Origin of the sequence: Enterobacter cloacae complex sp. 2021EL-01169 (genome assembly GCF_020733125.1) — a bacterium.
In the GTDB taxonomy this organism is placed as follows: Bacteria; Pseudomonadota; Gammaproteobacteria; order Enterobacterales; family Enterobacteriaceae; genus Enterobacter; species Enterobacter roggenkampii.
The window spans coordinates 207,029-227,644 of sequence record NZ_JAJFTC010000005.1 but is presented as its reverse complement, the minus strand read 5'-3'; the positions used below and the strand labels follow the sequence as shown (position 1 = coordinate 227,644).

At 58.3% G+C, this 20,616-nt stretch carries 23 protein-coding genes; 6 read left to right on the top strand and 17 right to left on the bottom strand.

The genetic code is table 11. The features are described from left to right. The first annotated feature begins 9 nt into the window (after positions 1-9). Positions 10-2,571 carry a DNA mismatch repair protein MutS gene (mutS, locus tag LLF79_RS15410; RefSeq protein WP_047748599.1) on the top strand — a complete coding sequence of 854 codons (2,562 nt, stop codon included), beginning with the start codon at positions 10-12 and terminating at the stop codon, positions 2,569-2,571. Between the two features lie 139 nt (positions 2,572-2,710). Here mutS and LLF79_RS15405 read toward each other — a convergent pair whose 3' ends face one another. The 3 genes from LLF79_RS15405 to LLF79_RS15395 are packed head-to-tail and all read right to left on the bottom strand — an operon-like array spanning position 2,711 to position 4,962. Beyond that, positions 2,711-2,932: a non-oxidative hydroxyarylic acid decarboxylases subunit D gene (locus tag LLF79_RS15405; RefSeq protein WP_003862116.1), complete on the bottom strand. Its 222-nt coding sequence runs from the start codon at positions 2,930-2,932 to the stop codon at positions 2,711-2,713. Positions 2,933-2,942: 10 nt separating this feature from the next. After that, on the bottom strand, positions 2,943-4,370 hold the full coding sequence (locus tag LLF79_RS15400) for a non-oxidative hydroxyarylic acid decarboxylases subunit C (RefSeq protein WP_227879820.1): 1,428 nt from the start codon (positions 4,368-4,370) through the stop codon (positions 2,943-2,945). After that, the gene (locus LLF79_RS15395; protein ID WP_008499595.1) at positions 4,360-4,962 is read right to left on the bottom strand and encodes a non-oxidative hydroxyarylic acid decarboxylases subunit B; all 603 of its coding nucleotides are present in this window, start codon (positions 4,960-4,962) and stop codon (positions 4,360-4,362) included. Before LLF79_RS15395 ends, LLF79_RS15400 begins: the two co-directional genes overlap by 11 nt. Before the next feature lie 172 nt (positions 4,963-5,134). On the opposite strand from LLF79_RS15395, the gene LLF79_RS15390 reads away from it, so the two are divergent. Further along, entirely contained in the window at positions 5,135-5,542 is a 408-nt protein-coding gene (locus LLF79_RS15390) for a MarR family winged helix-turn-helix transcriptional regulator (RefSeq protein WP_227879819.1), read from the top strand. Here LLF79_RS15390 and LLF79_RS15385 read toward each other — a convergent pair. Continuing rightward, positions 5,539-6,426 (bottom strand): LysR family transcriptional regulator, encoded by an 888-nt coding sequence (locus LLF79_RS15385; protein ID WP_032664263.1) that lies wholly within the window; start codon positions 6,424-6,426, stop codon positions 5,539-5,541. The genes LLF79_RS15390 and LLF79_RS15385 overlap by 4 nt on opposite strands. A gap of 108 nt (positions 6,427-6,534) precedes the next feature. Here LLF79_RS15385 and LLF79_RS15380 point away from each other — a divergent pair, with 108 nt between their 5' ends. Both LLF79_RS15380 and LLF79_RS15375 read left to right on the top strand, forming a co-directional pair. Further along, positions 6,535-7,737 (top strand): MFS transporter, encoded by a 1,203-nt coding sequence (locus LLF79_RS15380; RefSeq protein ID WP_025912395.1) that lies wholly within the window; start codon positions 6,535-6,537, stop codon positions 7,735-7,737. Further along, positions 7,734-8,114, top strand: coding sequence for a DUF4440 domain-containing protein (locus tag LLF79_RS15375; RefSeq protein ID WP_039024139.1), 381 nt, complete (start codon positions 7,734-7,736; stop codon positions 8,112-8,114). Before LLF79_RS15380 ends, LLF79_RS15375 begins: the two co-directional genes overlap by 4 nt. A gap of 52 nt (positions 8,115-8,166) precedes the next feature. On the opposite strand, the gene rpoS is transcribed toward LLF79_RS15375, so the two are convergent. Both rpoS and nlpD read right to left on the bottom strand, forming a co-directional pair. Further along, entirely contained in the window at positions 8,167-9,159 is a 993-nt protein-coding gene (gene rpoS, locus LLF79_RS15370; RefSeq protein WP_008499600.1) for an RNA polymerase sigma factor RpoS, read from the bottom strand. A 59-nt stretch (positions 9,160-9,218) separates the two neighbouring features. Continuing rightward, complete coding sequence (gene nlpD / locus LLF79_RS15365; protein ID WP_375542346.1) at positions 9,219-10,292, bottom strand: murein hydrolase activator NlpD; 1,074 nt, start codon at positions 10,290-10,292, stop codon at positions 9,219-9,221. Here nlpD and LLF79_RS27070 point away from each other — a divergent pair. After that, the gene (locus LLF79_RS27070) at positions 10,234-10,365 is read left to right on the top strand and encodes a peptidase (RefSeq protein ID WP_369751013.1); all 132 of its coding nucleotides are present in this window, start codon (positions 10,234-10,236) and stop codon (positions 10,363-10,365) included. The two genes, nlpD and LLF79_RS27070, sit on opposite strands and share 59 nt — an antisense overlap. A gap of 94 nt (positions 10,366-10,459) precedes the next feature. Here LLF79_RS27070 and LLF79_RS15360 read toward each other — a convergent pair whose 3' ends face one another. The 11 genes from LLF79_RS15360 to cysG all read right to left on the bottom strand — a co-directional run bounded on the left by LLF79_RS15360 (position 10,460) and on the right by cysG (position 19,255). Continuing rightward, positions 10,460-11,086 carry a protein-L-isoaspartate(D-aspartate) O-methyltransferase gene (locus LLF79_RS15360; RefSeq protein ID WP_008499604.1) on the bottom strand — a complete coding sequence of 209 codons (627 nt, stop codon included), beginning with the start codon at positions 11,084-11,086 and terminating at the stop codon, positions 10,460-10,462. Continuing rightward, on the bottom strand, positions 11,080-11,841 hold the full coding sequence (gene surE / locus LLF79_RS15355) for a 5'/3'-nucleotidase SurE (RefSeq protein ID WP_021241911.1): 762 nt from the start codon (positions 11,839-11,841) through the stop codon (positions 11,080-11,082). Before surE ends, LLF79_RS15360 begins: the two co-directional genes overlap by 7 nt. Then, on the bottom strand, positions 11,822-12,871 hold the full coding sequence (gene truD, locus LLF79_RS15350; protein ID WP_227879816.1) for a tRNA pseudouridine(13) synthase TruD: 1,050 nt from the start codon (positions 12,869-12,871) through the stop codon (positions 11,822-11,824). The genes surE and truD overlap by 20 nt, the downstream gene beginning before the upstream one ends. After that, entirely contained in the window at positions 12,868-13,347 is a 480-nt protein-coding gene (gene ispF / locus LLF79_RS15345) for a 2-C-methyl-D-erythritol 2,4-cyclodiphosphate synthase (RefSeq protein WP_008499607.1), read from the bottom strand. Before ispF ends, truD begins: the two co-directional genes overlap by 4 nt. After that, on the bottom strand, positions 13,347-14,057 hold the full coding sequence (ispD, locus tag LLF79_RS15340) for a 2-C-methyl-D-erythritol 4-phosphate cytidylyltransferase (RefSeq protein ID WP_023344811.1): 711 nt from the start codon (positions 14,055-14,057) through the stop codon (positions 13,347-13,349). Before ispD ends, ispF begins: the two co-directional genes overlap by 1 nt. 19 nt (positions 14,058-14,076) lie before the next feature. Beyond that, positions 14,077-14,388 (bottom strand): cell division protein FtsB, encoded by a 312-nt coding sequence (gene ftsB / locus LLF79_RS15335; RefSeq protein WP_008499609.1) that lies wholly within the window; start codon positions 14,386-14,388, stop codon positions 14,077-14,079. Between the two features lie 166 nt (positions 14,389-14,554). After that, a complete protein-coding gene (locus tag LLF79_RS15330) occupies positions 14,555-14,881 on the bottom strand; it encodes a DUF3561 family protein (protein ID WP_008499610.1) in 327 nt (108 codons plus the stop codon). Positions 14,882-14,939: 58 nt separating this feature from the next. Beyond that, entirely contained in the window at positions 14,940-15,545 is a 606-nt protein-coding gene (cysC, locus tag LLF79_RS15325) for an adenylyl-sulfate kinase (protein ID WP_021241908.1), read from the bottom strand. After that, positions 15,545-16,969, bottom strand: a complete 1,425-nt coding sequence (gene cysN, locus LLF79_RS15320) for a sulfate adenylyltransferase subunit CysN (RefSeq protein ID WP_227879813.1) — start codon at positions 16,967-16,969, stop codon at positions 15,545-15,547. The genes cysC and cysN overlap by 1 nt, the downstream gene beginning before the upstream one ends. Before the next feature lie 9 nt (positions 16,970-16,978). Beyond that, a complete protein-coding gene (gene cysD, locus LLF79_RS15315; RefSeq protein WP_008499613.1) occupies positions 16,979-17,887 on the bottom strand; it encodes a sulfate adenylyltransferase subunit CysD in 909 nt (302 codons plus the stop codon). A 9-nt stretch (positions 17,888-17,896) separates the two neighbouring features. Then, a complete protein-coding gene (gene cysG / locus LLF79_RS15310) occupies positions 17,897-19,255 on the bottom strand; it encodes a siroheme synthase CysG (RefSeq protein ID WP_025912399.1) in 1,359 nt (452 codons plus the stop codon). A gap of 237 nt (positions 19,256-19,492) precedes the next feature. Between cysG and LLF79_RS15305 the strand changes: the two genes are divergently transcribed. Beyond that, positions 19,493-20,536 carry an aminopeptidase gene (locus LLF79_RS15305; RefSeq protein ID WP_008499615.1) on the top strand — a complete coding sequence of 348 codons (1,044 nt, stop codon included), beginning with the start codon at positions 19,493-19,495 and terminating at the stop codon, positions 20,534-20,536. Positions 20,537-20,616 lie beyond the last annotated feature (80 nt).

Genomic DNA, 20,616 nt, shown 5'->3' with positions numbered 1-20,616 from the left:
CATAACTCCATGAGCACACTCGACAATTTCGACGCACATACGCCGATGATGCAGCAGTATCTGAAGCTGAAGGCACAGCATCCGGAAATCCTGCTGTTCTATCGTATGGGCGATTTTTACGAGCTGTTTTATGACGATGCCAAACGCGCATCGCAGCTGCTCGACATCTCGCTGACCAAACGTGGCGCATCGGCTGGTGAACCCATTCCAATGGCCGGTATACCCCACCACGCGGTAGAAAACTACCTGGCGAAACTGGTGAATCAGGGTGAGTCTGTTGCCATCTGCGAACAGATCGGCGACCCCGCGACCTCAAAAGGTCCGGTGGAACGCAAGGTCGTGCGCATCGTCACGCCGGGCACCATCAGTGATGAAGCCCTGCTTCAGGAGCGCCAGGATAACCTGCTGGCCGCGCTGTGGCAGGACGGCAAAGGCTTTGGCTACGCGACGCTGGACATCAGCTCCGGGCGTTTTCGTCTGAGTGAACCGGCCGATCGTGAAACGATGGCTGCCGAACTGCAGCGCACCAACCCGGCAGAACTGCTCTACGCCGAAGATTTCGCCGAAATGGCGCTGATTGAAGGTCGTCGCGGGCTGCGCCGCCGTCCGCTCTGGGAATTCGAAATTGATACCGCGCGCCAGCAGCTGAATCTGCAGTTTGGCACCCGCGATCTGATTGGCTTTGGCGTTGAAAATGCCCCGCGCGGGCTGTGTGCGGCAGGTTGCCTCCTGCAGTACGTAAAAGATACCCAGCGCACCGCCCTGCCGCATATCCGCTCTATCACCATGGAGCGCCAGCAGGACAGCATCATCATGGATGCCGCCACGCGCCGTAACCTGGAGATCACGCAGAACCTGGCGGGCGGCGTAGAAAATACGCTCGCGTCGGTCCTCGACAATACGGTAACGCCAATGGGCAGCCGTATGCTGAAACGCTGGCTGCATATGCCGATTCGCGATACCGCTACGCTGGTTTGCCGTCAGCAGACGATTGCCGCCCTGCAGGATCGCTATACCGAGCTGCAGCCGGTCCTGCGTCAGGTGGGCGATCTGGAACGTATCCTGGCCCGTCTGGCGCTGCGCACGGCGCGACCGCGCGATCTGGCGCGGATGCGTCATGCTTTCCAGCAGCTGCCGGAACTGCGTGCGCAGCTGAGCGACGTTGACAGCGCGCCGGTACAGAAACTCCGCGAAACCATGGGCGAATTTACCGAACTCCGCGAGCTGCTTGAACGCGCCATTATTGATGCGCCTCCGGTTCTCGTGCGTGATGGCGGCGTGATTGCCCCTGGCTACAACGAGGAGCTGGACGAATGGCGCGCGCTGGCCGACGGCGCGACGGACTACCTTGATAAGCTGGAAATCCGCGAGCGCGAGCGTCTTGGGCTCGACACCCTGAAGGTAGGGTATAACGCGGTTCACGGTTACTACATTCAAATCAGCCGCGGGCAGAGCCACCTGGCGCCGATTCACTACGTGCGCCGCCAGACGTTGAAAAACGCTGAACGCTACATCATTCCCGAGCTGAAAGAGTACGAGGACAAAGTTCTCACCTCGAAAGGCAAAGCGTTGGCGCTGGAAAAACAGCTCTATGAAGAGCTGTTTGACATGCTGATGCCACACCTGGCCGACCTGCAGCTGAGCGCCAGCGCGCTGGCGGAACTGGACGTGCTGGTGAACCTGGCCGAACGCGCGGAAACGCTGAACTACACCTGCCCGACCTTTACCGACAAGCCCGGCATTCGCATCACTGAAGGGCGTCACCCGGTGGTCGAGCGGGTGCTGAACGAACCGTTCATCGCCAACCCGCTGAGCCTGTCGCCCCAGCGAAGAATGCTGATCATTACCGGTCCGAACATGGGCGGTAAGAGTACCTATATGCGTCAGACGGCGCTGATTGCCCTGCTTGCCTATATCGGCAGCTACGTTCCGGCGCAAAACGTGGAGATTGGCCCCATCGACCGTATCTTTACCCGCGTCGGGGCTGCGGACGATCTGGCGAGCGGCCGCTCAACCTTCATGGTCGAGATGACCGAAACGGCTAACATTCTGCATAATGCGACGGAGCACAGCCTGGTGCTGATGGACGAAGTCGGACGCGGAACGTCAACCTACGATGGTCTGTCGCTGGCCTGGGCCTGTGCGGAAAGCCTCGCGAATAAAATCAAGGCCATGACGCTGTTCGCCACCCACTACTTCGAGTTGACGCAGTTGCCGGAGAAAATGGAAGGCGTGGCTAACGTCCACCTTGATGCGCTGGAGCACGGCGACACCATCGCCTTTATGCACACGGTGCAGGATGGCGCGGCAAGCAAGAGCTATGGTCTGGCCGTTGCGGCGCTGGCCGGTGTACCGAAAGAGGTGATCAAGCGCGCGCGTCAGAAACTGCGTGAACTGGAAAGCCTGTCACCGAATGCGGCGGCGACGCAGATCGATGGTACGCAGATGTCGCTGCTGGTGCCAGCGGAAGAGACATCGCCTGCCGTGGAAGCGCTGGAGAATCTCGATCCTGATTCCCTGACGCCGCGTCAGGCGCTGGAGTGGATTTATCGGTTGAAGAGTCTGGTTTAGTTCTCTGCGGTCTGTTTTGTCGGGTGGCGGCTTCGCCTTACCCGACCTACAAAACCGTAGGCCCGGTAAGCGCAGCGCCACCGGGCAAAAGGCCGCACAATATTATCGCCCGGTAAGCGCAGCGTCACCGGGCTTTTTTTTAGAGCAGCGGCGGGATTGTCGGCACCTGCGGCGCCTCGTCAATATCCTTCTGCGTCATGCGGAACGCTTCCGGGTAGTGCTCGCGGCTGGTACGGCGCAGCGGTTCGGTATCGCGCCAGGTATACAGACAATGCTGGCACTGGTAAACGGTCCAGACCCCTTTCACCGGTGACGTCGCCATCACTTCAATATGCTCATCGGCACAACGTGGACAAATCATCTTTTCCTCCTTATTGGCGTGCAGCCAGCATCGCGGTCAGTTTTTCAGCCCAGGCTTTGGTTTCGGGAAGATCCTGAACCGGCTGGCTATAGTGGCCCCGGGTGTCCGGTGCGACAGGCGTGGTCGCATCAATAATCAGTTTGTCGGTAATGCCCGCCGGACTGGATCCCGGATCGAGTTCAAGCACCGACATGTTCGGCAGCTGCACCAGATCGCCTGCCGGGTTGACCTTCGATGACAGCGCCCACATCACCTGCGGGAGGTTGAACGGGTCGACATCCTCATCCACCATGATCACCATCTTCACGTAGCCCAGGCCGTGCGGCGTGGTCATGGCGCGCAAGCCAACCGCGCGGGCGAAGCCGCCGTAACGCTTTTTGGTGGAGATGATCGCCAGCAGACCGTGGGTGTACATCGCGTTTACCGCCTGCACTTCCGGGAACTCCGCTTTCAGCTGCTGGTAGAGCGGCACGCAGGTGGCTGGCCCCATCAGATAATCAATCTCGGTCCACGGCATGCCGAGGTAAAGGGATTCGAAAATCGGTTTGGTGCGGTAAGAAACTTTGTCGATACGGACAACCGTCATGTTACGGCCACCGGAGTAGTGGCCGGTAAACTCGCCGAACGGCCCTTCAATTTCGCGCTTACGGCCTTCAATCACCCCTTCCAGGATCACTTCAGAACCCCACGGCACATCAAAGCCGGTCAGCGGCGCGGTGGCAATCGGGTACGGGCTTTCACGGAGCGCACCGGCCATTTCATATTCCGACTGATCGTATTTCAGCGGCGTCGCGCCCATCAGGGTAATGATCGGGTCGTTGCCCAGCGTAATCGCAATCGGCAGGTCTTCGCCGCGCTCTTCCGCTTTGTGCAGATGCAGGGCGATATCGTGCATCGGCACCGGCTGCAGGCCGAGCTTGCGCTTGCCCTTCACTTCCATGCGGTAGATGCCAACGTTCTGCTTGCCGAAGTTATCCGGGTCGAGCGGATCGCGCGAGACAACGCACGCTTTGTCGAGATAAAAACCACCGTCCCCGTCGTTCAGGCGGAACAGCGGCAGGATGTCGAACAGGTTAATGTCTTCACCGTCCACCGTATTCTGCGCCCAGGCCGGGTTGGCGCGGCGCTCTGGCGCAATCGGGAATTTATCCCAGCGGCGAATAAACTCGTCGATCTGCTTTTTCACCGGCGTGTTCGCAGGCAGCCCCATCGAAATAGCGTGATTTTGCCAGGAGCCGATGGTGTTCATCACCACGCGGGCATCGGTAAAGCCGCGAATGTTGTCGAACCACAGCGCGGGTGCGCCGTCACCGATGCGGCCGGTCGCGTTGGCTGCCGCCGCCAGATCCGGCTCGGCGTTTACCTCTTCCTCAATTTTCAGCAGTTGCCCTTGCTCATCGAGCGTCTGCAGGAAGCTTCTCAGATCATCAAATGCCATCTTTATTCTCCTGTGAAAAATGTTTCGCCTCCCGCAACCCGTTCCAGCGGCGCGCCTTTTTATGCTCCAGGCCAAACTGGTCGAGCACGCGGGTCACAATATGCTGGGTAATGTCATCGGCGGTTTGCGGGTGGTTGTAGTACGCAGGCATGGGCGGCACCATCGCCACGCCCATGCGGGAGAGCGCCAGCATGTTCTCCAGATGAATGGTGCTGAGCGGCGTTTCACGGGGCACCAGTACCAGCTTACGCCCCTCTTTCAGCACGACATCCGCCGCACGGCCCACCAGCCCTTCGGCATAGCCCGCGCGGATCCCGGCCAGCGTTTTCATGCTGCAGGGAATGACGATCATGCCGTCGGTACGAAACGAGCCGGAGGAGATGGTGGCGGCCTGGTCAGCCGGGCTGTGGACGACGTCAGCCAGGGCAGCAACGTCCTGGGCGGTGTAAGGCGTTTCCAGCTCAATGGTGGTTTTTGCCCACTTCGACATCACCAGATGCGTCTCTACTTCCGGCATTTCCCGCAGCGCCTGCAGCAGCGCCACGCCCAGCGGAGCACCCGTCGCCCCGGTCATTCCCACGATCAATCTCATTCATCACCTCAATCAATTTGTTCGTGTACGAACATTAGAGGTAAACTACTCCCGGATTGTTTTTCTGACAAGATTGTTCGTACACGATCACACAAAATGCTAAAAAATGCCGCATTATCATCCTGGACTTTAGCGGCTATCATAGGGGGTGATTTTTTCTGTCGGAGTGTTCATGGAACTAAGACAAGAGGCGTTCCACCTGTTACGTCAGCTTTTTCAACAGCATACCGCGAAGTGGCAACATGTCCTGCCGGAACTGACCAAGCCGCAGTATGCGGTGATGCGCTCGATTGCCGAGCATCCGGGCATTGAACAGGTGGCATTGACTGAAGTCGCGGTCAGCACGAAAGCGACCCTGGCGGAAATGCTGAGCCGCATGGAGGCGCGCGGGCTGGTCAAACGCGAGCACGACCCTGCGGATAAGCGCCGTCGCTTTGTCTTCCTCACGCCAGAAGGTGAGGCCCTGCTTGCAGACTGTAAGCCGGTAGGCAATGAGGTTGATGAGGCCTTTTTAGGACGCCTTAACAAGGCCGAGCGGGAGCAGTTCTCTGCGCTCATCAAAAAGATGATGCACGATTAACTCACGCTGGTGCGCATAAAATCGATAAAGGTGCGCACTTTTGCGGGCACATGCCGGGCATCAGGATAGACCGCATAGATCCCCTGCCGCGCAAAGGTATACTCCGGTAAAATCGTCACCAGCGTTCCCGCATCAAGCGAATCGCGCACCAGCCATTCCGGCAGTAACGCCACCCCACCGCCTGCGAGCGCAAAAGCCATAAGGGCCTGAGCGCTGTCGGCAAACAAACGCGGCGCCTTTTTTATCTCCAGCATGTCAGGCGCACCGCGGGCATCTTTCACCTGCCAGCGCAGCGGCGAGGCTAAGCGCTCGTGGATAATCCAGTCGGCCTGCGCCAGCTGCGCAAGCGATTCGATCGGGTTTCTCGCAAGCCACTCGGGCGTCGCGACGGGGAGAATAGAAAAGTGAGAAATCAGTGCGGCGTGGTTGCGCGAATCAACAAGCGTCCCCAGCCGGATGGCCACGTCAAAGCGCTCCGAGATAAGGTCTGCGTGCAGTGACGACGAAACATGTCGGACGCGAAGATCCGTGTGCTGCTGGCTAAACCTGGCCAGCAGCGGCACCACGACCCGGGCGCCATATTCAGGCGTGGTCGTGATCCGCAGCTCGCCGGTGAGCCCCGCATGGTTCGCACGGACATCATCCTGCAGCCGTTCGGCCTCCTTCAGAAGCGCGACGCTGCGCTGATGAAAAAGCACGCCCGCCTCGGTTAGCGTCAGGCGGCGGGTGGAGCGCAGCAGCAGCGTAACGCCCAGCTCATCTTCAAGCTGGCGGATATTGAAGCTAACCACCGCTTTTGTCAGCCCCATCGCCTCGGCGGCCGCCGTAAAACTGCCGGTGTCGGCCACCGCGACAAACATCTGCGTCCGCTGCAGGTTAATCATCATCACACCCTTTACTGTCAAAATATTTTTGACAGTATATCGCGCTTTGTCAGGTTTATCCGTGCTTCCCGAGCCGATACGATACGCCACCTCACCGGAGGATCCACCATGACGTATCGCAGCCAAGTTGCCGTTGTCTATCTGCTGGGCTTTTTTCTTGATTTGATCAACATGTTTATTGCCAGCGTCGCCTTTCCGGCGATGGCTCACGCCTTTAACACCACGCCTTCTGCCCTTGCCTGGGTCAGTAACGGCTACATTGCCGGCCTGACGCTGGCGATCCCGTTCAGCAGCCTGCTCTCGCGCCGCATCGGACCAAAGCGCGTCATCCTGCTTTCGCTTTTTCTGTTCAGCGCAGCCTCCGCAGCGGCGGGCCTGTCTGCAACGCTTGAAAGTCTGATCGCCTGGCGAGTGCTTCAGGGCGTGGGAGGAGGCTTACTGATCCCCGTTGGACAGGCGCTGACCTGGCAACAGTATAAGCCTCACGAGCGTGCCAGACTCTCCTCGGCGGTGATGCTGGTCGCGCTGCTTGCCCCGGCCTGCTCCCCGGCTATCGGGGGACTGCTGGTACAGACGCTAAGCTGGCGATGGATCTTTTTCGCCACGCTACCGGTCGCTATCGTGACCTTTGTTCTGGCCTGCCTGTGGCTTAAACACGAAATGCCTGCGATGAACGCGGCCAGACTGCTAAACCTGTCATTGCTCGCGGACCCGCTTTTGCGTTTTTCCATGCTTGTCTATATCTGCGTTCCTGGCGTATTTATTGGGGTGAACGTCACGGGCATGTTTTATCTTCAGAACGTGGCGAACATGAGCCCAGCCGCTACGGGCATGCTCATGCTGCCGTGGTCTGTGGCATCGTTTATCGCCATCACGGCAACGGGACGTTATTTTAACCGTATCGGCCCCCGCCCCCTGATCGTCATCGGCTGCCTGTTGCAGGCGACGGGCATTCTGCTTTTGATTGACGTCAGTTCGGCTACGCTGTTGCCTGCCGTCGCGTTTGCCCTGATGGGCGCCGGGGGAAGCCTGTGCAGCAGCACGGCTCAGAGCAGCGCGTTTCTGACAACGCGCCGGGACGAGATGCCGGATGCCAGCGCGCTGTGGAATCTCAATCGTCAATTGAGCTTTTTTGCCGGTGCCCTGCTGCTGGCGCAGGTGCTGAACCTGGCGCAGGCGTGGCTGACGCCACACGCCGCCTGGCACGGGATGTTTATTTTTGCCGCAGGCATGACCTTGCTGCCTGTACCGTACGTTTTTCGTCTTAACAATACGCAGGTGCTAAACCCGCTGCGACAGGAGAATTCATGACGCCTTTCGAACACGACATTATCGACCTCCACATTGCGCTTGAAGCATGGTTAGGCAAAGGTGAAGGCGAGGCCGACGCGCTGCTCTCCCGTTTCCAGCGCGATTTTCTGATGATCCCGCCGGGCGGTGTGCAGGTCGACTATAACGGCCTGGCCAGTTTTCTGGAAAAACAGCGCGGAAGCCGTCCCGGGCTGAAAATCGTCATTGACGAATTAACCACGATCCAGAGCGGCGAACGGGGTGCAGTGCTTCACTACCGGGAGACGCAAACCCGGCCAGACCTGCCCGTTAACGTGCGCTGGTCAACCGCGGTGCTTAATCAGGAAGGTGACAAAATAACCTGGCGTCTGCTGCACGAGACGGCGACGCAGCCGTAACACAAAAGAAAAAGGCCCGTCTCACGACGGGCCTTTTTTGACGAAAGGTTGCTTATTCGCGGAACAGCGCTTCGATATTCAGACCTTGCCCCTGCAGGATTTCACGCAGGCGACGCAGACCTTCAACCTGAATCTGACGAACACGTTCACGGGTCAGGCCAATTTCGCGGCCGACGTCTTCCAGTGTCGCAGCTTCATACCCCAGTAAACCGAAGCGACGCGCCAGCACTTCACGCTGTTTGGCGTTCAGTTCGAACAGCCATTTGACGATGCTCTGCTTCATGTCATCGTCCTGCGTGGTGTCTTCCGGACCGTTATCTTTTTCATCGGCCAGGATGTCCAGCAGCGCTTTTTCGGAGTCGCCACCCAGCGGGGTGTCAACGGAGGTAATGCGCTCGTTGAGACGCAGCATACGGCTTACGTCATCAACCGGTTTATCGAGTTGTTCGGCAATTTCTTCTGCGCTTGGCTCGTGGTCCAACTTATGGGACAACTCGCGCGCGGTACGCAGATACACGTTCAACTCTTTGACGATGTGAATCGGCAGGCGAATCGTACGGGTCTGGTTCATAATAGCCCGTTCGATGGTCTGACGAATCCACCAGGTCGCGTAGGTTGAGAAACGGAACCCGCGTTCCGGGTCAAACTTCTCAACTGCGCGGATGAGACCTAAGTTGCCCTCTTCAATCAGATCCAGCAGAGCCAGACCACGATTGCCGTAACGGCGGGCAATTTTCACGACCAGTCGCAGGTTACTTTCAATCATGCGACGACGCGAGGCAACATCACCACGCAAAGCACGACGTGCGAAATAGACTTCTTCTTCGGCCGTTAGCAGTGGGGAGTAACCAATCTCCCCAAGGTAAAGCTGAGTCGCGTCCAGTACACGCTGTGTGGCGCCCTGCGATAACAGCTCTTCTTCAGCCAAATCGTTATCACTGGGTTCCTCTTCTACTAAGGCTTTTTCGTCAAAAGCCTCTACTCCGTTCTCATCAAATTCCGCGTCTTCATTTAAATCATGAACTTTCAGCGTATTCTGACTCATAAGGTGGCTCCTACCCGTGATCCCTGAACGAGACACCCTGGCTGGCATGCCCCGTCAAATTATCGCTGCGGCAAGTACTGCAGCGGGTTTACGGATTTCCCCTTGTAACGAATTTCAAAATGCAAGCGTGTAGAACTGGTTCCGGTGCTACCCATGGTAGCGATTTTTTGCCCCGCCTTAACTTCTTGTTGTTCCCGGACCAGCATTGTGTCGTTATGGGCGTAGGCACTCAGGTAATCATCGTTGTGTTTGATGATGATAAGATTACCGTAACCGCGCAGAGCGTTACCGGCATAAACAACGCGTCCATCTGCGGTCGCGATGATAGCCTGTCCTTTACTCCCTGCGATATCGATCCCTTTATTTCCCCCTTCGGAGGAAGAGAAGTTCTCGATAACCTTGCCGTCAGTCGGCCAGCGCCATGCAGAAATCGGCGAACTGGAGGTCATACTGCTGGCAGTCGGTTCAGTAGAGCTAACCACAGGTGCCGTAACCGGTGCTGTGACAGCAGTCGCAGTCCCTTTATTATTCGGCAACATTTTGTTAGCAGTCTGATCACCTGAATCCTCAGAATACGTAATTACAGGTTGTGAAGCAACCACCGTGGTGGATTTTTGTGCAGGCTTAACGCTGTTATTTTGAGCCGTCACATCGGCCGCTGAAACCGTGTTGCCAGGCGTAAGCGGCGTACCCGTCGCGTTGCCCACCTGGAGCGTTTGCCCGACTTCCAGACCATATGGGGCCTGGACGTTGTTGCGCTGCGCGAGGTCACGGAAATCGTTCCCGGTGATCCACGCAATGTAGAACAGCGTATCGCCGCGTTTCACGGTATAGGTGCTGCCACCGGTGTAGCTGCCTTTCGGAATGTTCCCATACTGGCGGTTATAGACTATGCGGCCGTTTTGGGTCTGAACAGGCTGTTCAACTGGCTGAACCTGCACTGGCTGTGTAACAGGATGTTGCACAGGCTGAATTTGTGGTGTTTGCTGCGGCGCAGCCGTCCCCATTTTAGGTGGCGGCGTGATTAACATTCCGCTGGACGTGTTACCGGAGCCGCTGTTTCCGCCGACGGAACTGACGGGCGCAGGCGCGTTGCTAGAACTTGTACAGCCTGCCAGCCAGAGCGAAACCAGTGATAATGCCGCAACACGGCTGATGGTGAATTTAGGGCTTCCCGCGCTCATTTATCCCCCAGGAATGTGTTAACTACCAGTGACTTAAAATTTACCGTGATGGCACGAATCTTTCGCGCCACACCATACGCTGAATTTGCCTTAATAACCCTGGATAATTCCGAGTCTCAGGCCAACTCCCCCTTCACCAGAGGCACAAAGCGCACGGCTTCCACGGTGTCGATAATAAACTCGCCGCCGCGCCGACGAACGCGCTTCAACAGCTGCTGCTCGTCCCCGACAGGCAGAACCAGAATGCCCCCCTCATCCAGCTGCGACAACAGGGCAGCTGGAATTTCTGGCGGGGCCGCCGTCACGATGATCGCGTCAAACGGGGCACGAGCCTTCCAACCCTGCCATCCATCACCGTGTCGTGTCGAAACATTATGTAAATCAAGTTGTTTCAGGCGACGACGCGCCTGCCACTGTAAACCTTTGATCCGCTCAACGGAGCATACGTGATGAACGAGATGCGCCAGGATCGCGGTCTGATACCCCGACCCGGTGCCAATCTCCAGCACGCGCGAATCGGGCGTCAGCTCCAGCAGCTCCGTCATGCGAGCCACCATGTAAGGCTGCGAAATCGTCTGGCCCTGCCCGATGGGCAGCGCCACGTTTTCCCACGCTTTGTGTTCAAACGCCTCGTCTACAAATTTCTCACGCGGAACCAGGGCGAGCGCTTCAAGCACGTGCTCGTCGCGGATCCCCTGCGCGCGTAGTTGTTCCAGAAGAGTTTGTACACGTTTGTTTACCATTGCGCGTTCACTCCTGCGCGATCCAGCCAGCCCGACACCACATCATGCGCGCTATACGCGGTTAAATCTACGTGCAGCGGGGTAACCGAAACATAGCCTTCCTCCACGGCGGCAAAGTCAGTATCCGGACCCGCATCGCACTTATCGCCAGGAGGGCCGATCCAGTAAAGCGTGTTGCCGCGCGGATCCTGCTGCGGGATCACCTGATCGGCCGGATGTCGGCTCCCGCAACGCGTGACGCGGATGCCTTTAATTTCATCGAGAGGAAGATCCGGCACGTTGATGTTGAGGATGCGCCCGGTACGCAACGGCTCGCGGCCAAGCGCCCGCAGGATCGAACAGGTCACCGCGGCGGCGGTGTCGTAGTGCGTGTAGCCGTTCAACGAGACCGCCAGCGCCGGGAACCCCAGATGGCGGCCTTCCATTGCGGCCGCCACGGTGCCGGAGTAAATCACGTCATCGCCGAGGTTAGGCCCGGCGTTAATGCCGGAGACGACGATATCCGGACGCGGCCGCATCAGCGCGTTCACGCCCAGAAAAACACAGTCGGTTGGCGTGCCCATCTGTACGGCAATATCGCCATTTTCAAAGGTAAAGGTGCGAAGCGACGACTCCAGCGTCAGCGAGTTAGACGCTCCACTGCGGTTACGATCGGGCGCCACGACCTGCACATCCGCAAACTCACGGAGGTGTTTCGCCAGGGTCTGAATGCCTGGCGCGTGGATCCCGTCATCGTTACTCAGCAATATTCGCATAATCACCCGAGGTGTTGATAAGTTCCCTGACAACACTGGTGGCAAAGCTGCCTGCCGGCAGCCAGAAGCGTAACTCGACGGTCACGTCATCCCACCAGTTCCAGCTTAACTGCTGCGGATAGAGCAGCATCGCGCGGCGTGCCGCGTCGACTTTTTCCCGCACCAGCAAGGACTGCAATTCTGGCGCATCCGCCACGGCTGACTGCTCGGCGGCCAGCGCGTCGCCCTGTGTTCCCCAGTCGCCCGTACCGGGCAACGCGGCGGTGATCAGCAGCCCTTTTGCGTCCACGCGCGACTGGACATCGGCCATCTCTTCGGCCGTTGCCACAAACCAGCTTCCGCGTCCCGCTAATTGTAGCGCATCGCCAACAACAACTTGATTCGCGTCCGGTTTTTTCAGCCTTTCGCTCACAATCTGATTAAACAACGCACTGCGGGCCGCCGACAACCAAAAACTGCGTTTATTCCTGTCACGCACCGGCGCGTCGCTTTGCGCCCAGCGCAGTGCGCCCTGCAGGTTGCTGCCGCCGATGCCAAAGCGCTGCGCGCCAAAGTAGTTCGGTACGCCGCGGTCGCTGATGGCATTCAGGCGTTTTTCAACGTCTTCACGGTCAGTCACTTCGCGCAGCACCAGCGTAAACGCGTTGCCTTTTAACGCGCCCAGACGCAGTTTGCGCTTGTGGCGGGCATATTCCAGTACCTTACAGCCCTCAAGCTCAAATTTGCTTAAATCAGGCATCGCATTGCCGGGAACGCGCGCGCAGAGCCACTGTTCCGTGACGGCGTGTTTATCTTTCTGCCCGGCAAAGCTCACCTCGCGGGCATGAATTTTGAGGAATTTTGCCAGCGCGTCGGCCACAAAGCGGGTATTGCAGCCATTTTTCAGAATACGCACCAGGATATGTTCGCCTTCGCCATCCGGCTCAAAGCCCAGATCCTCCACCACGAGGAAATCTTCCGGACTGGCTTTCAGCACCCCGCTCCCCTGCGGCTTACCGTGCAGGTATGTCAGGTTGTCGAATTCTGTCATTTGCTCGCCTTCACCAGCAGCGCCACGGCTTCACAGGCAATCCCTTCGCCGCGACCGGTAAAGCCCAGCTTCTCGGTCGTCGTCGCTTTCACGTTCACGTCGTCCATATGGCAGCCCAGATCTTCTGCAATAAATACGCGCATCTGCGGAATGTGCGGCAGCATTTTTGGGGCCTGAGCGATAATCGTCACGTCGACGTTGCCAAGGGTGTAGCCTTTCGCCTGGATGCGGCGCCACGCTTCGCGCAGCAGTTCACGGCTGTCCGCCCCTTTAAACGCCGGGTCGGTGTCCGGGAACAGCTTGCCGATATCACCCAGTGCGGCCGCGCCCAGCAGCGCGTCGGTCAGCGCATGCAGCGCCACGTCGCCATCAGAATGCGCCAGCAGCCCTTTTTCATAAGGAATGCGCACGCCGCCAATGATAATTGGGCCTTCGCCGCCAAAGGCGTGTACATCAAAACCGTGTCCAATTCGCATTATGCCTTCTCCTGATGGGTCGAACGGGTAAGATAAAATTCCGCGAGCTGTAAATCTTCCGGACGCGTCACTTTAATATTATCAGCACGTCCTTCAACAAGCTCAGGGTGGAAACCGCAGTACTCCAGCGCAGAGGCTTCGTCCGTGATGGTCGCACCTTCGTTAAGCGCGCGCGTTAAGCAGTCGTGGAGCAGTTCGCGGGGGAAAAATTGCGGCGTCAGCGCGTGCCAGAGATCGACGCGATCGACGGTGTGGGCGATAGCCCGTTTGCCCGGCTCGGCACGCTTCATGGTGTCGCGCACGGGGGCGGCCAGAATGCCGCCCACTTTGCTGGTTTCGCTCAATGCCAGCAGGCGAGCGAGATCGTCCTGATGCAGGCACGGACGCGCCGCGTCATGCACCAGCACCCACGGCGCGTTACCGGCCGCCTGAATGCCTGCCAGCACGGAATCGGCGCGCTCGGCACCGCCATCGACAACGGTAATCTGTGGATGATTTGCCAGCGGGAGCTGCGCGAAGCGCTCATCGCCGGGGCTGATAGCGATGATCGCCCGCGTCACCCGCGGGTGCGCCAGCAGCGCCGCCACGGCGTGCTCGAGGATCGTTTTATCGCCAATAGAGAGGTATTGCTTGGGACATTCTGTCTGCATGCGCCGGCCAAAACCTGCGGCCGGCACCACGGCGCATACGTCCGAAAAAGTTACTGCCATGTCGTAATCCTGGGCCTGATTATCGATTGTTTTGTGCTGAGCCCTGATTGCGTTTAGACGCATCCGGAACCAGACGATAAAAGGTTTCGCCCGGCTTAGTCATACTGAGTTCATTGCGTGCGCGTTCCTCAATCGCCTCTTGCCCGCCATTGAGGTCATCAATTTCAGCGAAGAGTTGATCGTTTCGCGCCTTAAGTTTGGCGTTTGTTGCCTGCTGAGCCGCGACGTCATCGCTCACCCGGCTATAGTCGTGTAGTCCGTTCTTACCGAACCACAGCGAATATTGCAGCCAGATTAGCAAAGCCAGCAACAGCAGCGTTAGTTTACCCATCCTGCCCCCTGAAAAACGGCATCATCATCCCAAGACTTCCCCAGAGCACTACGCCGGGGTAACAGAGATGCCGCAACATCGCGGGCAAATGTACCACATTTTTTCCGCAGAATCGTCCTGCTCAATATCGTTACACAGTTGGTTACGGTTTGAATTATGGCTGAAGTTAGCCCATGAGCCACAAAAATAACAGACCAAACATCAGCACCACCGTCACAATCGTGACCACGGTACTGTACAGGAGCTTGCCGTTGAGCAGCGAGTGAAGCGCAATGCCGACGACAACCGCCACGGGCATCAGCGCCAGAAAGAAAGGCCAGGTGTAGAGAAAGAAGAACAGCGTGTTGCCGCCGTAGATAAGAAACGGGATACCCAGCGCCAGCAACCATGAGACGAAGCCAATGATGGCCCCAGGAAATGACCAGGTCGTTTCGTCGTCGGTCGCAAGCGGCTCCGACCCGGTGGTGGTGATGTAATGTTCACTGTTGCGCATAGCTAGTCCTGTGACCGTGACTCATCGTTCGGGAAGACAGCTCCCGAACGATACCGTCTCAGGATCTGATAATATCGTCCCGTCTGAGCAGGTCTAATAATTGGCTTACTAAATTTGTTACCAATTGTTGACCCTCCAGGTGAATTTCAGGCGATTCAGGCGCTTCGTATACCGCGTCAATGCCGGTGAAGTTGCGCAATTCTCCGGCACGCGCTTTTTTGTACAGCCCTTTCGGGTCGCGCGCTTCGCAAACCTCCAGCGGCGTATCCACAAACACTTCGATAAAGCGATCCTGGCCCACGCGTTCGCGCACCATCTGGCGCTCGGCGCGGTGTGGAGAGATAAATGCGGTCAGCACCACCAGCCCGGCGTCGGCCATCAGGCTGGCGACCTCCCCGACCCGGCGGATGTTCTCTTTGCGGTCGTCGTCGCTGAACCCTAAATCGCTGCACAGGCCATGGCGCACGTTGTCGCCATCCAGCAGGTAGGTGCTGACGCCCTGCTGATGCAATGCCTCTTCCAGCGCGCCCGCCACCGTCGATTTACCCGAGCCGGACAGCCCGGTAAACCACAGCACAACTCCACGGTGACCGTGGAGCTGTTCGCGCTGGGCGACGGTGACCGGATGAGGATGCCAGACGACGTTCTCATCATGGGCAGCCATTACTTGCCTCCCAGCAGATCGCGCGCGCCCCAGTGCGGGAAGTGCTTACGCACCAGCGCGTTCAGTTCCAGCTCAAAGGCGCTGAATTCTGAAGCCGCGGACGCCTGTTCGTTTGGCTCACGGACCATCCCCGCGCCGACGGTGACGTTCGTCAGGCGGTCAATAAAGATAAGCCCGCCCGTCACCGGATTTTGCTGATACGGATCCAGCACCAGCGGTTCGTCAAAGGTCAGATCGACCAGACCAATACCGTTCAGCGGCAGCTCGGTGACCTCGCGCTGGGTCAGGTTGTTGATGTCCACCTGGAACTGAATACCGTCCACGCGGGCGCGGGTCTTCTTGCCGGCGATTTTGATGTCGTAGCTCTGGCCCGGCGTCAGCGGTTGCTCCGCCATCCACACCACATCCACGGAAGCCCCCTGCACGGCGGCCAGCGTTTCCTGGGCATCCACCAGCAGATCGCCCCGGCTGATATCAATCTCGTCTTTCAGCACCAGCGTAACCGCTTCACCGGCGCCTGCGTCCTGCAGGTCACCGTCAAAGGTGACGATGCGGGCGATGGTCGATTCCACGCCGGATGGCAGCACCTTGACGCGCTGACCGACCTTTACGGAGCCTGACGCAAGGGTGCCGGAGAAACCGCGGAAATCGAGGTTAGGACGGTTCACGTATTGCACCGGGAAGCGCATCGGCTGAGTGTCGACCACGCGCTGAATTTCAACCGTCTCCAGCACCTCCAGCAGCGTCGGGCCGCTGTACCACGGCATGTTCGCGCTCTGGGAGGCGACGTTATCCCCTTCCAGCGCCGAGAGCGGCACAAAGCGGATATCCAGTTTGCCCGGCAGCTGTTCGGCAAAGGTCAGGTAGCTCTGGCGGATCTCCTCGAACTTCTCTTCGCTGAAGTTCACCAGATCCATCTTGTTGACCGCCACCACCAGGTGTTTGATCCCCAGCAGCGTGGAGATAAAGCTGTGGCGACGGGTCTGATCCAGCACGCCTTTACGGGCGTCGATCAGCAGGATCGCCAGGTCACAGGTCGACGCGCCGGTCGCCATATTGCGGGTGTACTGTTCGTGCCCCGGGGTGTCGGCAATAATAAATTTGCGCTTCTCGGTAGAGAAATAGCGGTAGGCCACATCGATGGTGATGCCCTGCTCGCGCTCCGCCTGCAGGCCGTCAACCAGCAGGGCCAGATCCAGCTTTTCGCCCTGGGTACCGTGACGCTTACTGTCGTTATGCAGGGAGGAGAGCTGATCTTCGTAAATCTGGCGCGTATCGTGCAGCAGGCGGCCAATCAGGGTACTTTTCCCGTCATCCACGCTGCCGCAGGTCAGAAAACGCAGCAGGCTTTTGTGTTGTTGCGCGTGCAGATACGCTTCCACGCCGCCTTCTTTGGCAATTTGTTGAGCAATAGTGGTGTTCATGGCGGCTCCTTAGAAATAACCCTGACGTTTCTTCAGCTCCATGGAGCCTGCCTGGTCGCGGTCAATCACGCGCCCCTGTCGCTCGCTGGTGGTCGACACCAGCATCTCTTCGATGATCTCCGGCAGCGTCTGGGCGTTGGATTCCACCGCGCCGGTCAGCGGCCAGCAGCCGAGGGTGCGGAAACGCACCATCTGTTTTTTGATCACTTCACCCGGCTGCAGGTCGATGCGATCGTCGTCGATCATCATCAGCATGCCGTCACGCTCCAGCACCGGGCGCTCGGCGGCCAGATACAGCGGAACGATCTCGATGTTTTCCAGATAGATGTACTGCCAGATATCCAGCTCGGTCCAGTTGGAGAGCGGGAAGACGCGGATGCTTTCGCCCTTGTTAATCTGGCCGTTGTAGTTGTGCCACAGCTCCGGACGCTGGTTTTTGGGGTCCCAGCGGTGGAAGCGATCGCGGAAGGAGTAGATACGCTCTTTGGCGCGGGACTTCTCTTCGTCACGGCGCGCGCCGCCGAAGGCCGCGTCAAAACCGTATTTATTCAGCGCCTGCTTCAGCCCTTCGGTCTTCATGATATCGGTGTGTTTGGCGCTGCCGTGCACGAACGGGTTAATGCCCATCGCCACCCCTTCCGGGTTTTTATGCACCAGCAGCTCGCAGCCGTAGGCTTTCGCGGTACGGTCGCGGAATTCGTACATCTCGCGGAATTTCCAGCCGGTGTCCACGTGCAGCAGCGGGAACGGCAGCGTGCCCGGATAAAACGCTTTACGCGCCAGATGCAGCATGACGCTGGAATCTTTACCGATGGAGTACATCATCACCGGGTTAGAAAACTCGGCGGCCACTTCGCGGATAATATGGATACTTTCCGCTTCGAGCTGCCGCAGGTGTGTAAGACGTTTTTGGTCCATAACCGTTCCTTAAGCCAAATTTACAACAGAAGAACCAAAGCCTTCTGTATCGGTTGTGTGCTGAAACCAGGCGAGCGTGCTGTGCAGCTGCACCACTTCCCCCACCACGATCAGGGCAGGCATCGGGGCATCTTTCGCCAGGGTTGCAAGGTCTTGAAGTGTGCCGACAGCAACATGCTGATCGACGCGCGTGCCGCGAGAAATGACGGCAACGGGGGTCGTCGCCTCGCGACCGTGCTGAATAAGCTGTTCGCTGATGTCCGCCGCTTTCATCGTGCCCATGTATATCGCCAGCGTCTGGCGGCTCTGGGCGAGATGCGACCAGTCGAACGGCGTGCTGTCCGCCTTGTAGTGGCCGGTCACAAAGGTGACGCTCTGGGCGTAATCGCGGTGGGTCAACGGGATACCGGCGTAGGCCGTTACCGCAGAAGCCGCCGTGATGCCGGGCACCACCTGGAACGGAACGCCCGCTTCAGCTGCCGCCTGCAGCTCTTCGCCGCCGCGACCGAAAATGAACGGATCGCCCCCCTTCAGGCGCACTACGGTTTTGCCCGCTTTCGCGGCGTCAATTAGCATCTGGTTGGTGTCGTGCTGCGGCACCGAGTGCTCACCCGCCCGTTTGCCGACGCAGATTTGCTCCGCGTCGCGACGGATCAGCTCGCGCACGCCGTCGGTGACCAGGTGGTCGTAGAACACCACGTCCGCATCCTGCAGCACCTGCAGGCCGCGCAGCGTCAGGAGCCCGGCATCGCCCGGCCCCGCGCCCACCAGAATGATCTCCCCGCCCGTACTGCCGGGGTTATCCAGTTCGTCCTCGAGGATTTTCTGCGCCGCTGTCTCATTACCGGCATGCATCAGGCTGGCAAAGCGGCCGCGAAACACGCGTTCCCAGAAGCGACGGCGTTCCGTCACGCTGGTCAGGCGGGTTTTCAAATGGTTGCGCCAGTAGCTGGCTTTCTCCGCCATGCGCCCGAGGCTGGTCGGCAGCAGCGCTTCGATTTTTTCCCGCAGCACGCGCGCCAGCACCGGTGCGGTACCGCCGGAGGAGATCGCCACCAGCAGCGGCGAACGGTCAACGATCGACGGGAAAATAAACGAGCATAAAGGCTGGTCGTCCACCACGTTCACCAGGCGGTAACGGGCCTGAGCGGCGTCGGAGATCCGCTGGTTCAGTTCACGATCGTCGGTCGCCGCAATTACCAGCACGACGCTGTCGATTTGTGACTCGTCGAAATCCGCCTCTTCAACGACTTTCACCTGGGCCCCTGCGCGCTGCAGAAACGCGATTTTGCGATCGGCGATTTCACCCGTGCCAACCACCAGCACCGGTTTCTCTTTAATCGCAGCAAATAAGGGCAGATAGTCCACAGGCAACAACTCACTAACAACGAGGAATAGAGGGACTATAGGGGGCGGCTTAGACCGAATGAAATTACGAATTGGAATGAGTAGTTACTCAATGGAATAACGCTGTGAAAAAGCTAATACCAAAAAGTGCTTAACGCGCGAAATTTCGGGCATTTAAGAACGATTCAAATTGTGTATGGACGATCACAGTTTCATACTAGGCGGGTTATTATTTTGCTCTGTTTTTAAGGACTCACTATGTTTTCCGCAACGCGCCACCGTATTGCTGCCCTGGCGCTCGGCGTTTGCTTTATTCTTCCTGCCCAGGCAAAAAACCAACCTTATGGTGAAATCGCCACTATGCAGGCGCGGCATATTGCCACCGTTTTCCCTGGCCGCATGACCGGATCGCCTGCGGAAATGCTCTCCGCGGACTATCTTCGCCAGCAGTTTGCCGACATGGGTTACCAGAGCGATATCCGATCGTTTCACAGCCGCTACGTCTATACCTCACGCAATAAAACGAAAAACTGGCATAACGTGACCGGCAGTACGGTGATTGCGGCCCACGAAGGCAGCGCAAAAGAGCAAATTATCATTATGGCGCACCTTGATACCTACGCCCCGATGAGTGACGCCGATACGGATAACAATCTTGGCGGGCTGACGCTGCAGGGCATGGACGACAATGCCGCAGGCCTCGGCGTGATGCTTGAACTGGCCGAGCGGATGAAAGATATTCCCACCCAATATGGCATTCGTTTTGTTGCCACCAGCGGTGAGGAAGAGGGCAAACTCGGCGCTGAGAATCTCCTTAAGCGCATGAGCGCTGAGGAGAAGAAAAATACGCTGCTGGTGATCAACCTCGACAACCTGATCGTCGGCGACAAGCTCTATTTCAACAGCGGGCAGAGTACGCCGGGTACCGTGCGGAAACTGACGCGCGACCGGGCGCTGGCGATAGCCCGCAGCCATGGGGTTTATGCCACCAGCAACCCTGGCGGTAACCCGGATTATCCGCGAGGCACAGGCTGCTGCAACGACGGGGAAGTGTTCGATAAGGCGGGCATTCCGGTGCTGTACGTGGAAGCGACGAACTGGGCGCTGGGCAAAAAAGATGGCTACCAGCAGCGGGCTAAATCGAAGGCCTTCCCGGACGGGACGAGCTGGCACAACGTGATGCTGGACAATCAGCAGCACATCGATCGCGCGCTGCCGCAGCGGATTGAACACCGCAGTCGTGATGTGGTGAAGGTGATGCTGCCGCTGGTGAAGGAGCTGGCGAAAGCGGGGAAAGCCTGAGGCCGTTAAGCCCGGTGGCGGCTACGCCTTACCGGGCCTACATATGGAACGAGCCTTAGCAGGCCCGGTAAGCGCAGCGC

Excerpts from the sequence above, each read along its gene's own strand:
- LLF79_RS15360 (WP_008499604.1), bottom strand. The coding sequence starts at position 11,086 with ATGGTAAACAAACGTGTACAAACTCTTCTGGAACAACTACGCGCGCAG.
- LLF79_RS15375 (WP_039024139.1), top strand. The coding sequence starts at position 7,734 with ATGACGCCTTTCGAACACGACATTATCGACCTCCACATTGCGCTTGAA.
- cysN (WP_227879813.1), bottom strand. The coding sequence starts at position 16,969 with ATGAACACCACTATTGCTCAACAAATTGCCAAAGAAGGCGGCGTGGAA.
- LLF79_RS15385 (WP_032664263.1), bottom strand. The coding sequence starts at position 6,426 with ATGATTAACCTGCAGCGGACGCAGATGTTTGTCGCGGTGGCCGACACC.
- cysC (WP_021241908.1), bottom strand. The coding sequence starts at position 15,545 with ATGGCTGCCCATGATGAGAACGTCGTCTGGCATCCTCATCCGGTCACC.
- mutS (WP_047748599.1), top strand. The coding sequence starts at position 10 with ATGAGCACACTCGACAATTTCGACGCACATACGCCGATGATGCAGCAG.
- surE (WP_021241911.1), bottom strand. The coding sequence starts at position 11,841 with ATGCGAATATTGCTGAGTAACGATGACGGGATCCACGCGCCAGGCATT.
- LLF79_RS15400 (WP_227879820.1), bottom strand. The coding sequence starts at position 4,370 with ATGGCATTTGATGATCTGAGAAGCTTCCTGCAGACGCTCGATGAGCAA.
- LLF79_RS15380 (WP_025912395.1), top strand. The coding sequence starts at position 6,535 with ATGACGTATCGCAGCCAAGTTGCCGTTGTCTATCTGCTGGGCTTTTTT.
- ftsB (WP_008499609.1), bottom strand. The coding sequence starts at position 14,388 with ATGGGTAAACTAACGCTGCTGTTGCTGGCTTTGCTAATCTGGCTGCAA.
- ispD (WP_023344811.1), bottom strand. The coding sequence starts at position 14,057 with ATGGCAGTAACTTTTTCGGACGTATGCGCCGTGGTGCCGGCCGCAGGT.
- cysD (WP_008499613.1), bottom strand. The coding sequence starts at position 17,887 with ATGGACCAAAAACGTCTTACACACCTGCGGCAGCTCGAAGCGGAAAGT.
- ispF (WP_008499607.1), bottom strand. The coding sequence starts at position 13,347 with ATGCGAATTGGACACGGTTTTGATGTACACGCCTTTGGCGGCGAAGGC.
- LLF79_RS15405 (WP_003862116.1), bottom strand. The coding sequence starts at position 2,932 with ATGATTTGTCCACGTTGTGCCGATGAGCATATTGAAGTGATGGCGACG.
- LLF79_RS15395 (WP_008499595.1), bottom strand. The coding sequence starts at position 4,962 with ATGAGATTGATCGTGGGAATGACCGGGGCGACGGGTGCTCCGCTGGGC.
- truD (WP_227879816.1), bottom strand. The coding sequence starts at position 12,871 with ATGACAGAATTCGACAACCTGACATACCTGCACGGTAAGCCGCAGGGG.
- rpoS (WP_008499600.1), bottom strand. The coding sequence starts at position 9,159 with ATGAGTCAGAATACGCTGAAAGTTCATGATTTAAATGAAGACGCGGAA.
- LLF79_RS15390 (WP_227879819.1), top strand. The coding sequence starts at position 5,135 with ATGGAACTAAGACAAGAGGCGTTCCACCTGTTACGTCAGCTTTTTCAA.
- LLF79_RS15330 (WP_008499610.1), bottom strand. The coding sequence starts at position 14,881 with ATGCGCAACAGTGAACATTACATCACCACCACCGGGTCGGAGCCGCTT.
- LLF79_RS15305 (WP_008499615.1), top strand. The coding sequence starts at position 19,493 with ATGTTTTCCGCAACGCGCCACCGTATTGCTGCCCTGGCGCTCGGCGTT.